Below are 13997 nucleotides of genomic sequence, written 5' to 3' on the forward strand. Positions count from 1 at the left end.
GTGGAAAAAAACCGCTTGGTTTGCAAGGATTTTTCAAGCCCGAAGGAAAGGTCTTTAAAAACAAAAGAAGCGCCGGCCGAGCAGCGCTTCTTAAGGACTAATCAAACAACATCCGCCAAGCCCGTTTTCGGGCTGCAGAGCGGTTTACGAATTACTTGACATAGGCATCGGCATGAACCTTGGCTACTGCCCTTCCAGAGGGATCGTTCATATTGCGAAATGCCTCATCCCATTCCAGGGCAATTTGAGTGCTGCAAGCCACCGAGGGTTCCTGGGGAACCGAGCGGGCCGCGGCGTCGCTTGGGAAATGCGAGGTAAAAATGTCCCGATAGTAATATTCTTCCTTGGTGGTAGGGGTCTGAATGGGGAAACGGAAGGCCGCATTCTCCAGCATCTCATCGGTAACCGCCTCGGCCACCACTTGCTTGAGGGTATCGATCCAATCGTAACCTACGCCATCCGAAAACTGTTCTTTCTGACGCCAGGCGACGCTTTCGGGCAGGTAATCCTCAAAAGCCTTGCGTACTACCCATTTCTCCATGCGATCCGGACCGGCCATCTTGTCCTTGGGATTCAGACGCATGGCCACATCCATGAATTCCTTGTCCAGGAAGGGTACGCGCCCCTCAATGCCCCAGGCAGCCAATGATTTATTGGCACGCAGGCAATCGTACATGTGCAACTTTTCCAGTTTGCGTACAGTTTCCTCGTGGAAATCTTTTGGGCTTGGTGCTTTGTGGAAGTAAAGGTAGCCGCCAAAGAGCTCATCGGCGCCTTCTCCGGAGAGGACCATCTTAATCCCCATAGATTTGATAACACGCGCCATAAGATACATGGGCGTGGAAGCCCGGATAGTAGTAATATCATATGTTTCCAGATGGTAGATAACGTCCCGGATCGCATCCAGACCTTCCTGGATGGTAAAGGTGATTTCGTGGTGGACGGTCCCGATATGGTCGGCTACTTTTCGCGCAGCTGCCAAATCCGGAGATCCCACCAACCCAACGGAAAACGAATGCAATCGCGGCCACCAGGCCTCATCGGCATCCCCGGATTCGATACGCTTCTGGGCAAAGGTGCGTGCAATGGCCGAAGTCACAGAGCTGTCCAATCCACCTGAAAGTAGTACCCCATAAGGCACATCAGACATTAACTGCCGGTGTACGGCATCTTCAAGGGCCTTCCGCAATTCCGGAATGCTGGTCTCATTTTCTTTAACCGCTTCATAAGAGGTCCACTCCCGGGAATACCACTTCTGAAAACCTTCCTCCTTGCTGCTCAGATAATGGCCCGGAGGGAAAAGTTCAATGCGGGTACAAGTACCTTCCAACGCTTTTAATTCCGAAGCCACATAAAAAGTCCCAAACTGATCCCATCCGATATAGAGCGGGATTATGCCCATGTGATCGCGGGCAATCAGGTAGCTTCCATCCCGGCTGTCGTATATGGCAAAGGCAAATATCCCGTTGAGCTCGTCGATGAAATCCGCGCCTTTTTCCTGGTACAGGGGAAGGATCACCTCGCAATCCGATTGGGTCTGGAAAGCATAGTTGCCTTCGAACTGCTGACGCAGCTCCCGGTGATTATATATCTCCCCATTGGCAGCGAGTACAAGATTTCCGTCAGGGCTCAGCAAAGGCTGTTTTCCTGAAGCCGGATCTACTATAGCCAGGCGCTCATGGGCCAGGATGCCATTTTGATCCGAATATATTCCACTCCAGTCCGGTCCGCGATGACGCAGTTTTCCGGACATTTCAAGTAATTGGGGGCGCAGCGTATCTACTGCTTGTTTTAATTCAAAGGCGCATACAATTCCGCACATAGCATTATAATTTATTGTCAAATATCATTTATAATATTATTATTTGAAACATATAATTGCTATATGATTAATATTTATAATTTTTAATCCGCTTTTTAGTGCATTTTGTAATGATCAGTGGAATATACCAGCTGTTGCCTTACAAGCTGTAAGGCCACCCAAATTTTAACGACCTTTTAAATATATCCCCCTGAAAAAGGGAGTAGTTTTAGACTCGAAAATCAATACACCTATGAAAAAATTACGCTTATTTACCATCCTGGCCCTTGCGCTGGGACTTTCAGCAACCATGAATGCACAGGAATTCAGCGGGATGGATTCCAGCCCTATGGATGCTGCCGCCTACCCTTCGAGCTATCGGGTTTCGGACAAAGCAATCCGAATTACCTATAGCCGTCCACAGCTTAAAGGACGTTCTTTAGCCGATCTGGCACCTGCCGGTAAAGTATGGAGAACCGGGGCTAACGAAGCTCCTGAGATCACTTTTTACAAGGATGTGAATTTTGGAGGACAAGCTATCCCCGCCGGTACCTATTCCCTGTTTACCCAACCAGGAGACAAGGAGTGGACGGTAATTCTGAACAAAAATCTCAATCAATGGGGCGCCTACAGTTATGACCAGGGAGCCGATGTAGCCCGGGTCAGCGTTCCTGCTTCCATGGCCGGAGAACCTCTGGAAGCCTTTTCAATTGCCTTTAAGGAAGTTGAAGATGGCGTACACATGGTAATGGGATGGGACTCCCTGCGTGTTGCAGTCCCTATTACAATGTAAATTGCTATCAGAAAGAAACGGGTTTCCCTCTATCCGGGAAATCAACGTAAAACGGCAGCCAGCAGGCTGCCGTTTTTTATTGGATTAGGCTGGAATTCCCAACCGAATACCCTGAATTACTTTTCGAAGACCAATTCCCCTCCCAGGTAAGTCCGGACAACTCCGATTTCGGGTAAAGCCTCATTGGGTGCTTCCATCAGGTCGGCATCCAGGACGGTAAAGTCTCCCATTTTACCGGCTTCAATGCTCCCTTTCTCATCTTCCTCAAAATTGGAATAGGCAGCCCAAATGGTCATGCCGCGCAGGGCTTCTTCGCGGCTTAACGCCCCTTCCATTTGAAAGCCTCCTTCCGGATAGCCCGAATTATCCATACGCGCTACGGCTGCGTAGAATGTAAACATGGGGTTTACGAATTCCACAGGGAAATCTGTTCCCAGAGCCACAATACCAGAAGCGTCCAGCAATTGTGAAAAGGCGTATGCCCCGGGCATCCGCTCCGCGCCCAGGCGATCCTCGGCCCAGTACATATCACTGGTAGCGTGGGTAGGTTGAATAGAGGGAATAATCTTGGAGTCGAACTGTTCAAAATCTTCCAACCCTACAATCTGCGCGTGTTCTATCTTCCAACGGGGGTCCTCAAGCCCATCCAGCGCAGCGCGGTAAGCCCTAAGGACAGCGATATTGGCTGAATCCCCGATGGCATGGGTATTCATTTGGAATCCGGCAATTGCCAGGCGCTCAGCCAGGGCTTCCAGATCCTCCGCAGGAGTAATCATGGCCCCGAAGTGACCCGCCTGATCGGAATAAGGAGCTTTTAGGGCAGCCCCACGGGAACCCAGGGCGCCGTCGGCATACACCTTTACAGAGCGCACATTCAGCCGGTCCGTTTTTATTTTTCCTTCCGGCAGCATCAGATCCAGGTTTTGCGGGGTGTTGCTGATCATCGCATAAATGCGCATTTTTAATTCATCGGATTGTTGCAGGTCGTTGATCAGGCCGATTACCTCAGGACTAAGGCCGGCATCGTTTACGGTAGTCAAGCCATATGATAAACAGATTTCTTCTGCTTGTTGCAATGCCCGTGTCTGTGCTTCCTGATCCGGAGCTGGCCAACGAGACATAACGAGATCCATAGGACTGTCTACCAAAACCCCGGTTGGTTGGCCATTGGCCAGGATTACTTCCCCACCGGGAACCCGGGTAGACGCATTGATTCCACCAAGATCTAAAGCCTTTTGATTCACCAGCAATGCATGGCCATCTACGCGTTCCAGGGCTACAGGAATATCTGGAAACAGGCTGTCCAGGGCCTTTTTCGTTGGAAATTCCTTAACCTCCCAATCGTTCTGGTCCCAGCCCCGGCCATAGAGATATTCCGAAGGATTTTCCTCTTGAAACGCGACAATTTTCTGCAACACTTCCTCATAGCTAGTGGTACCTACAAGGTCTACGGCCCCCTGATTCAATCCCAGACCAAAAAAGTGGCAATGGGCATCGATCAATCCGGGAACGATGGTCTGCCCTCCGGCATCCCAACTATCTGCGGAAGCATAGGCCTGCTGTATATCAGCATCGCTGCCGACTGCCAGGAATTTACCGTCCTTAACGGCAAAAGCACTGGCCGTGCTGAAGGCATCATCTACCGTATAGACTTTGGCGTTGTACACGATCAGATCTGCCTGCTCTTTCTCGGGAGAACAAGAAGCGAGCATTAGCAATAATACCAGGGAAAATCCGGCAATAGGTCTTTGTAAAAAACTGGAGTAACTTATTTTCATGAAATGCGTTTTTATGAATCCCCTGTTTGGGAAAAACGCCTAAAGATACTCAATTCTGCCCGTCGGGTCTAAGGCTGTCCCGGACCGAATGAATGATGAATTCTACACGCCTGTTCTGCCGACGTCCCAGGGAATCCCGGTTACTGCTTACAGGTCTTGAAGCCCCATAGCCGCGATAAGAAATCCGATCCCTGGCAATCCCGAGTTGCTCCAAATAGGCGGTAACCGAATGGCAGCGGCGTTCTGATAAAAATTGATTATAAGGTGCCTCGCCGACATTATCGGTATGACCCCGCAATTCCAGGGAGTACTCATGATCCGACCTCAAAAACTGTCCCAGTGCATTGAGGCGTTCCTTGCCAATGGTGCTGAGTTTGTGGGAATCGAATTCAAAAACAACCGTAGGCAGGGTCTGCAGACTATCCAGCGAAAACTTCGGCAGGGCCTCGGGAACCCCAAGGGAATCCAAAGCTACCAGGGAGAGGTCGTCGAGGTAATAGTAGGCCCCCTTATTGGATCCTTTCCGGCGGGTTTTACGCGTCCGCTGATCCGATTCAAAATTTCCTAAAATGAGTACAGCCTCCCCACCTTGCGCCTTGAAGGTAGTCTCCAGTCTTACCCAATGGCGTGCAGCGGTCAGGTCTTTATGGGTCGGTAAATCAATATAGGTATAGCGATACCCGGAATGCGCCATGCGACGCCGTGAGGAAAGTACTTTTCGGGTGCCTTCCCGCAAAGGGTGATTGCTGAAAAGCAGCCCGAGTTGCGCCAGGGAATAATCCGAGCGCTCAGCCAGGCTCAAAGCGGCAGAAAATCGATAGGTTTTACCGGCCTTCAGAGCATTGTACAGACGAACCTGAACGTATTCCCGGTACTCGGAAGGAGCATAGGCATAAAAGCCTGCGTAAGCCTTTCCCTCTGCAGGTTCCTGTTCCCCGTTAAAGTTTTCGGGGGCGCCCATTTCCGGGCTGCATTGGTGGAAAAAATCAGTTGATCCGCGGGTCGGGCAGGTCCAGTAGTATAAATCTTCTTCGAAATTTCCCAGCGTTTGCGGGCACCGGCGATAATGCTCAAATCCCGGGTTGGGAATGAGGTTCTGTGCGCCTGCCAAAAATGGAATGAGCAGGGCTACTAGCAGGGGGAAATACAGGGTTCTCGACATGTACCTCGAAGTATCCGATCCAAGGTACGAAATCGAGAAATGCAAACTGGATGCTTAGGTTGAACAGCGCTAAAATTCGGTAAAAGCCTACAAATCAAACTTATAGCTTACGCCAGCAAGTACCTGCAAGCCCTGAACACGGAAATTGGCCCATCGTTGGTAATCGTTCCCCAGCAGGTTGCTCCCACGCGCAAAAATGCTCAACTGATCATTGACCCGATATCCCAGGTGGGCGTTGGCATCGACATAACTATCGAGCTCCAAAATGGTTGCCGGATAGTTTTCGGAGAGTGTATTTTCTAAAGCAACCGAAGAGAAATCGCTCCGCATACCGACGTAGAACAGATTGAGCCCGCCGTACCAGCCACTGTTGTGCTGATAGTCCAGGGTAGCGCTTCCTTCCGTATCGGGGAGGTTCCAGGCCGGGTTGTCGGTTTCCGTGTCGTAATCATAGACGGCCCCACTAAGACCGAGGGTGAAATTTCTGTTCAGGCTGAATTCGAGTGCCCCGGAAATTCCCAGGGTCTTGACGTCGTCGTAAAACAAGCGGAAGGAGTTTCCGTAGTTGTATCCCTTTTCATCGCCCCGGGTTTCGTTCTGAGGGTTGAGAATAAAGAGGGGCAGGAAATTTTCCGCCCGGTAGGTCCCTCGCAAATCATAACTGACACTAGGCGCCAGCTGCCCCTTAAAGCCCAAATTGGCTTCGTATTGACGATCCGTTGGTCGAATCTGCAGGGTGGGCGAAACGAAAGGGTTATCCTGGGTAAATTCGTAATAACTGTTCTGCATTAATCCCCCCTCTACCCCGGCGTAAGCAATAACCGATTCCTCCAGCAATCGGTAGGAAGCAGCTACAGCCGGATAGATGTAGAAATCCGTATCGTTGTTTTCCAGATCGAGGCCTACTACAAAGCGAGCCCCCAATTCCAGTTTCAAGTCGTCCCGGAGCATCAACAATCGCGGCCGCACTCCGGCGATCAGGAAACTGTAATCAATCCCGGTTGTATTAAAGAATTCGGCCTGATCAGCATTGGTAAAACTACCACCTACATAATCGGCGGCAACACCCAGGTCAAGGGCTTCTTCGGTAAGCGGAAAACTGAACCCGGCTTCGAAACGCGCCCGGTTCTCCCCGGAATCTGCGGCATCCCAAAAGCGGCGAAGTAAGAGTTCGGCATCCTTGAAGTACGTTTCCTCCATTTGGATTCCCCCTTTAATCTCCCCCCGGAAATAATCCTGTGTTTCATCGATCCCTGCAATTGTGGGCTCATCAAAGGTTTCCTCAGGCAGTCCGTACCAGTTATACCTCCGGTGCTCAATCCCTGCCGTAGCATTCCACTCCCAGTCCCGCTCCCGCTGGGCATACGTCAGGCTGAGATCGGTATTGTAGAAATCGGTATCCAGGGGTGTATTTTCAATATCCCCCCGCGAACTGAGGTGGCTCAGCCCAAAGTCCAGGCGTTTGCTGCCGCGATCATAATCCCGGCTTATGTAGAAATCCGCCAGGGCATTGTTGTAGTTCCCCAATCCAATTGCGGCATAACTGCTGTATAGTTTTTCAGGGGTCGCACGCTCAACGGTAGCAGCCCGGCCTTTAGCAGGCGTAAAGGTAGAAGCCACCGGCACCGGCAAAATGGTATACTCAATGGGTTTCTTACGCAGGACGATAGAATCATTCAAGCTGGGCAAGGTCTTGATCTTATAAGCATCAGAGACTGTTGGCGTATACGATCGCGTGACGGTAACGGTTTCCGTCCCCAGGTCGTCGTCCTCCTGGCTCCATCCCATTTGGGAAAAACAGAGGGCTGCAACTAACAAACAGTATTTTAAGGTGTTCTTCATTGTGTTTCTTCGTATGAATGTATTGAGGATCCCCACGTGCTCAGCTCCTAATTCCCTTGTGGATCAACGGAAGCATTGCGCTGCGCCTCCTTGGCGCGGATACGGGTTAGTTCCTTTTGAGCTTCTTCCACCAGGTCCGGATAAGCGCCGAAATTTGCAATCACGTTCTCCAGGATGTAGGTGGCTTGAAAGGCGTCGTCGAGTTCATCAAAATTCTTGGCCATAAGAACCAGGCCTTTACCACCCCATTCCTTATAGGCTGCATAGTCTTTGGCAAGGCGTTGGACCGAGGCATTAGACGCTTCAAAGGCCGCTTCGCGATGCTGGAAAAGCGCCTGGAAATAAAGGGCTTCTGCAGCCGTACCGCCGGTAGCAATTTCGAGCACCTGCTGGTAGCTCGCTTTAGCTTTTTGAAAATCGCCGGTTTCCCATGCCGAGCGGGCAATCATCAGTCGGGCATCACTGCGGATTCGATCGTCTAGCCCGGGGCTGGAAAGCACCTTCTCTGCATAATTGAGGGTGCGGGTATAGTCTTTTTGCCCGTAATAGCCCTTCATCAGGTTGGATTGGGCAAAGGTTCTGTTCTGCGGAATATCGGCCCGGGCCTCCAATTGGAGTAGATAAGGCAGGGCCGCGGGATAGTCGTTTTTAGAAATCAGGATTTCACACACCCGGGTCAGGGCCTGCTCAGCAGCCTCACCCGTCCCGGATTCGGCAACCACTTTAAAGTGGCCCAGGGCAGTATCCTTATCCCCTGCTGCGAATTGCATCTTTGCCAATTCAAAATGCGCCTCATTGCGCCGGCTTCCTCCCGGAAACTGTTCCAGGTACTTTTCGTAGGCCCGTTCGGCAGCCGAGGTATTACCCTGCATTTGTTGTTTCTGCGCAGCCTCGAAAGAGGCGGCCTCCAATTCGCTATCGGTTACCTCCACAAAATCGAGGTTTCGGGCCCATCGCGCATATTCGTCTACCCGTCCCAGGTCTACATAGATGAGTTTGGCTGTTTGAACGGCCTGGCTGGCTTGCCCGGAATTCGGGTACGTGTCTACCACAGCGCGGAATACCTCTAAAGCTTCCTCATTGCGTCCGGAGTTATAATAAACCAGGCCTTTACGCATCATGGCTGCAGGAACCAGGGAACTCATGCGGTATTCCCGGATCAAACGATCATAGGCAGCAATCGCATCCCCGTCCCGTCCGGCCTGCACGTAGCTGTTGCCCAATTCAAAAAGTGCATCGTCTTTGAGGCTGGAATTCGGAAATCGGCTCACAAAAGCATCCAACTCGTCACGCTTCTTGGATTCCTGTCCGAGGAACCCAAAACTCATAGCTTTCTGATACGCGGCATAATCCCTTTCGGAGCTTCCGGATGCCAGGGCCTGGTCGTATGCCGAGATGGCCTGCTGGTAGGAGCTATTGACGAAATAGCTGTCCCCGAGGCGCATGTACGCATCGGTTTTGGCGGGACCAGACGGAGCCGAGCCAGTAAACCTGCGAAACTGTTCCGTTGCCGGTCCGTACTGTTTCAATTTAAAGTGGGCATACCCCAGTTGATAGGCCAAACCTTTGTATTCCTCCAGGCTTTGCGCCCGGGGTTCCGAGGCAAATGCGGTGTACTCCGCGATGGCCTGTTCGTAGCCTCCGTCGGCATAGGCCGATTCCGCCTTCCAAAAGCGACTTCTTGCGGTAAACTCGGGATTGGCCCGTGTGCTGACCGCCTTATCGAAATGAACCAGGGCCTGAGGGTAATCCTCGGAAAGGAATAACTCTACCCCGCGATAAAAGGCAACTTTCTGAAAGGTCTCGTCACTGGCGTAACCCCTGTTCTCTTCCAGCAATTCCATAGCTCCGGCAAAATTCCGGGAAGTTATGTAGGAGTCTACCAGCAGTTCCCGGATTTCACTTTGTTCTTCGGAATCGGGATAGCGTTCCAGGAAATTACCCAGCACCTGGGGAACAGGCTCATACGGGTTCCCGATCTCATAACTCAACCGCGCATAGTTCAACAAGGCATCTTTTCGGATGTCCGGACTATACTGCATCTGACTGGCGTTGCGGTAGGCATTGAGCGCTTCCTGTTTCTTATCGAGCTCCAGGTAGCATTTGGCGAGATGGTAGTAAGCATTCTGGGCGACATCGTCTTGCCCGTCTATGATTTTATTGAATTGGCTTACCGCTGCTTCGAAGTCGCCGCGTTTGTATTGCGCGTAGCCTAGCTGGTAGTAATCGGTATTGTTCCACCGCCCGCGCTTGCCTTTGTAATCCTCCAGATAGGGGATCGCATTTTCGTATTGTCCCAAGTTAAAGTAGCTCTCTCCGATAATCTTATTGAGCTCGCTGATCTCGCGCCGATCCGACTTGGGGAGTTGCTTCTTAGCTTGTGCAATCGCCTCTTCGAAATTTCCGAGCTTAAAATTCATATCGGCCTGGTAGTAACTCAGCTTTTCTTCGAGGAGTTCCTGATCGGCGATCTGGTCAAAGCGTTCATTAGCTTCGGCATAGTCGTCCTGTTGGTAGGAAATGTATCCGAGATAATACTTTGCCTGAGAACCGTATTTGGGGGAATTGCTCACCCGCTGCAAGTAGCGTTCGGCTTCCTCAGGTTTCTGGGAGGAAAACAGGGAATAGCCGATATTAAAATCAAAGCGTTCCCTTTCGGCTCGGGAGAGGGAAGATTGATCGACCTTTTTGTACCACTTCAGGGCATAGGGATAACGCCCGTTCTCAAAGTAGTAATCCGCTACATCGACAAAGGCGGAGTTTCTGCGAATTGAGGTGGGATAGCGCTCCACAAAATCCTCCATGAGCCGGTCGGCACCCAACTGATTCAGGCGCACCGCAGCATTGGCGATATAGTACGCGCTGTTGGCTTCAGTTTCAGGATCATCGGTCTGGGCATGCACCTCTTCGAAAAGGGTTTGTGCCGCCTGATATTGCTTATTGTTATAGAGATCGAGGGCCTCCTGATATTTCCGCTGCGCGTGGGTATAGATCGCGGATTCCTGCCCTATCCCCTGGCCGGTCATCCCCAAAAGGGCCAGCAGGACTATCAAAGTAGTACGCATAGTGTTCTGTGAATAGGTTAACGAATAACCAAATTTCTATGAATAACGGCAAATACCGTTCCACAGTATGCCGGTTGGTATTTATTCACAGGCGGGCAATCAAATCTTCGCGGATCTTCTTACTTTTAATCCCAGGAAAAATTTCCTGATTGTAAATATCAAATTCCAAAGATGGTCGAACCCGTCCTCTCCCTGAAATCTGTTGCTGTATTCCAGAAAGAAAGCATGATCCTCAACGGGATTAGCCTGGATATCCGACCCGGAGAATTCGTTTACCTCATCGGGAAAACGGGAAGCGGGAAAAGTAGTTTTATGAAAACGCTCTATGCAGATCTCCCTTTGAAGGAAGGGAACGGGCGCATTGTCGGCTTCAATTTAAAAACCCTTCGGGAAGAAGATATACCCTTTTTACGGCGCAAATTGGGAATCGTGTTCCAGGACTTTAAACTACTGCCTGATCGCAACGTACACGAGAACTTAAAGTTTGTGCTCAAAGCTACGGGTTGGAAAGAAGCCGATAAAATGAAGGAGCGTATCGACACCGTTCTGGACAAGGTGGGGATGAAGACCAAAGGCTTTAAATTTCCTCATGAACTATCCGGAGGGGAACAACAGCGCATTGCCATAGCGCGGGCCCTACTCAATGACCCGGAATTGATCCTGGCCGACGAGCCCACCGGGAACCTCGATCCCCAAACCAGCGTGGAGGTCATGAAAGTCCTTCAGGAGATCAATAAGGCGGGGCGGACTATCCTTATGGCAACCCACGACTATGCCCTGCTTTTGAAATATCCTTCCAAAACCCTCAAGTGCGACGGCAGCAAGGTTTTTGAGGTGGTTCAGAAGGTCGGATGACCCTTGCAGACTCAGACAGCGACTTTTTTTGTTAATTTGCACCAAACTTCAGCACCCTATGGAGGTACTCGGCATTGATGTGGGCGGTTCCGGAATCAAAGGCGCCCTGGTTAATATGGAAACCGGAGAAATGCTCACCGAACGGCACCGGATTCCCACTCCCAAAGGCCGTAAGCCAGAAGATATGGCCGCCGTCGTAGCCGAAATAGTCGCACACTTCGACTACAAAGGCCCCGTGGGTTGTGGTTTTCCTTCCGTTATCAAAAATGGCGTTTGTAAATCTCGTGGCAATCTGGATGCCGCGTGGGTGGGCCTAAACGTAGCCGAACTCTTCGAAAAAGCATCGGGATGTGAATTCACGGTTATCAACGATGCCGACGCAGCAGGTTACGCCGCTATGAACTACGGTATCGGCAGGGATATGCCGGGCTTTGTAGTCATGATCACCATCGGTACTGGGCTGGGAAGCGGAGCTTTTCTGGATGGTCGCTTAATCCCGAATTTTGAATTGGGTCAAATCCCGTATAAAAAGTACAAGAAGATCGAAAGCTGGGCGGCAGCCTCAGCGAAAGAACGGGAGAATCTTACTTACGAGAAATGGGGCAAGCGCTTCAATAAATTTCTCAAGTATGTGGAGCTCATTGTTTCCCCGGATACCATTATCCTTGGTGGAGGAACCTCCAAGCACTTTGATGAGTACAAAGAATTCATCACCATCGAAACACCTGTAATCCCGGCCGGATTAAAGAATTCTGCTGGAATAGTAGGGGCAGCAACCGCTTGCCTGGTAGACCATCCTGAACTCAATCAGGTATCCTAGGCACAAACAGCCGCTGACTACATCGGCTTTCCGCGCTTGCGATCGGTTTCTTTAAGCAGGATTTTGCGCAGTCTCAGGCTTTTTGGAGTTACCTCAACATATTCGTCCTTCTGAATATATTCCAGGGCTTCCTCCAGTGAAAACTTTATAGCCGGGGCGAGACGTGCCTTATCATCGGAACCGGCAGCCCGCACGTTGGTGAGTTTTTTGGTCTTAGTGACATTAACTACCATATCGTCGGGACGGGTATTTTCCCCAATAACCTGCCCTTCGTAGATTTCCTCCATTGGTTCTACGAAAAAGCGTCCCCTATCCTGTAGTTTATCCAGGGAATAAGCAATGGCCTTCCCAGTTTCCATAGATACGATAGAACCACTGAGGCGTTGTGGAATTTCTCCTTTTAAAGGTTGGTACTCCAGAAAGCGGTGTGCCATAATGGCTTCTCCAGCAGTGGCAGTAAGCAATTGATTACGAAGGCCTATTATTCCTCGGGATGGGATCAGGAATTCACAGAGCATGCGATCGCCCCGAGCTTCCATTTTGGTCATTTCCCCTTTACGAAGGGCCACCATTTCCACGGCTTTACCGGAAACGTGTTCCGGCAGGTCAATGGTAAGTTCTTCTACGGGCTCGTGTTGCTGCCCGTCGATTTCCTTAATAATCACCTGGGGTTGCCCAATTTGCAGTTCGTACCCTTCCCGGCGCATGGTTTCAATGAGCACGGATAAGTGCATCACCCCGCGTCCGAATACCATAAATTGCTCAGCACTGCCTGCGTTTTCAACTCGTAACGCCAGGTTTTTTTCCAGTTCCCGCTCCAGGCGCTCTGCGAGGTGGCGGGAGGTTACGAACTTCCCTTCCTTACCGAAAAAAGGACTGTCGTTGATGGTGAAGAGCATACTCATGGTAGGCTCATCAATGGCAATACTTGGAAGGGCCTCTGGATTTTCCGCATCGGCAATGGTATCCCCGATTTCAAATCCCTCCAAGCCCAAAATGGCACCGATATCTCCAGTTTGCAGTTCCTGAACCCGGTTGCGACCAAGACCTTCGAAGGTGTGCAATTCCTTTATCCGGGATTTAATTCGCTTTCCATCCCGTTTGATCAGCAACACATCCATCCCTTCGCGCAGGGTACCGCGTTGCAAACGTCCAATAGCTATCCTTCCGGTATAGGAGGAATAGTCCAGGGAGGTTATCAGCATCTGGGTATTCCCTTCCGCAGCCTCATATCGGGGAATATGCTCCAGGACCATGTCCAGCAAGGGTGCAATGGAGTCTCCAGGATTCCTCCAATCCTCACCCATCCAGTTTTCTTTGGCTGATCCATAGACGGTTGGGAAATCGAGCTGCCACTCCTCTGCCCCCAAATCGAACATCAGATCAAAAACAGCTTCATGTACCCCTTCCGGATCACAATTGGGCTTGTCTACTTTATTGACCACCACACAGGGCTTCAAGCCCATCTGAATCGCTTTTTGAAGTACAAATCTGGTCTGCGGCATAGGTCCTTCAAAGGCATCTACCAGCAGCAACACCCCATCGGCCATATTCAAAACCCGTTCTACTTCCCCACCGAAGTCGGCGTGACCCGGTGTATCGATAATATTGATCTTGGTGTCTTTGTATTGAACCGATACGTTTTTTGAAACGATGGTTATCCCGCGTTCCCGCTCCAGGTCATTATTGTCCAGGATCAGTTCCCCGGGATTTTGATTGTCCCGAAAGAGCTGGCAATAGTGCATAATCTTATCGACCAGGGTAGTTTTACCGTGGTCTACGTGGGCAATGATGGCGATATTCAGAATGTCTTTCATGCTGCGAATTTGCGCCGGCAAAGGTACTTTAATTTCGCACAGCTTTTGAAGAACGCTGAAATAA

Annotated in this window: 9 protein-coding genes; 3 read left to right on the forward strand and 6 right to left on the reverse strand. The window is 50.6% G+C overall.

Going from position 1 to position 13997, the window contains the following annotated elements:
• Window positions 1-151: 151 nt before the first annotated feature.
• Window positions 152-1822, reverse strand: coding sequence for an asparagine synthase B (gene asnB / locus BM318_RS13090; protein WP_092983037.1), 1671 nt, complete (start codon window positions 1820-1822; stop codon window positions 152-154).
• Between the two features lie 232 nt (window positions 1823-2054).
• Here asnB and BM318_RS13095 point away from each other — a divergent pair, with 232 nt between their 5' ends.
• Entirely contained in the window at window positions 2055-2594 is a 540-nt protein-coding gene (locus BM318_RS13095; RefSeq protein WP_092983039.1) for a DUF2911 domain-containing protein, read from the forward strand.
• Window positions 2595-2710: 116 nt separating this feature from the next.
• Here the strand turns inward: BM318_RS13095 and BM318_RS13100 are convergent, their stop codons facing one another.
• The 4 genes from BM318_RS13100 to BM318_RS13115 all read right to left on the reverse strand — a co-directional run bounded on the left by BM318_RS13100 (window position 2711) and on the right by BM318_RS13115 (window position 10441).
• Window positions 2711-4372 (reverse strand): amidohydrolase, encoded by a 1662-nt coding sequence (locus tag BM318_RS13100; RefSeq protein WP_092983041.1) that lies wholly within the window; start codon window positions 4370-4372, stop codon window positions 2711-2713.
• Window positions 4373-4421: 49 nt separating this feature from the next.
• Window positions 4422-5534, reverse strand: a complete 1113-nt coding sequence (locus BM318_RS13105) for an OmpA family protein (RefSeq protein ID WP_092983042.1) — start codon at window positions 5532-5534, stop codon at window positions 4422-4424.
• Between the two features lie 87 nt (window positions 5535-5621).
• Window positions 5622-7376 carry a TonB-dependent receptor domain-containing protein gene (locus tag BM318_RS13110; RefSeq protein WP_092983044.1) on the reverse strand — a complete coding sequence of 585 codons (1755 nt, stop codon included), beginning with the start codon at window positions 7374-7376 and terminating at the stop codon, window positions 5622-5624.
• 47 nt (window positions 7377-7423) lie between these two features.
• Entirely contained in the window at window positions 7424-10441 is a 3018-nt protein-coding gene (locus tag BM318_RS13115) for a tetratricopeptide repeat protein (protein ID WP_092983046.1), read from the reverse strand.
• 171 nt (window positions 10442-10612) lie between these two features.
• Between BM318_RS13115 and BM318_RS13120 the strand changes: the two genes are divergently transcribed.
• Window positions 10613-11296 (forward strand): cell division ATP-binding protein FtsE, encoded by a 684-nt coding sequence (locus BM318_RS13120; protein WP_092983048.1) that lies wholly within the window; start codon window positions 10613-10615, stop codon window positions 11294-11296.
• A 58-nt stretch (window positions 11297-11354) separates the two neighbouring features.
• Entirely contained in the window at window positions 11355-12116 is a 762-nt protein-coding gene (ppgK, locus tag BM318_RS13125) for a polyphosphate--glucose phosphotransferase (protein WP_092983049.1), read from the forward strand.
• A gap of 17 nt (window positions 12117-12133) precedes the next feature.
• On the opposite strand, the gene typA is transcribed toward ppgK, so the two are convergent.
• A complete protein-coding gene (typA, locus tag BM318_RS13130) occupies window positions 12134-13933 on the reverse strand; it encodes a translational GTPase TypA (RefSeq protein WP_092983051.1) in 1800 nt (599 codons plus the stop codon).
• Window positions 13934-13997: the final 64 nt, after the last annotated feature.

Source organism: Robiginitalea myxolifaciens, assembly GCF_900115205.1.
In the GTDB taxonomy this organism is placed as follows: Bacteria; Bacteroidota; Bacteroidia; order Flavobacteriales; family Flavobacteriaceae; genus Robiginitalea; species Robiginitalea myxolifaciens.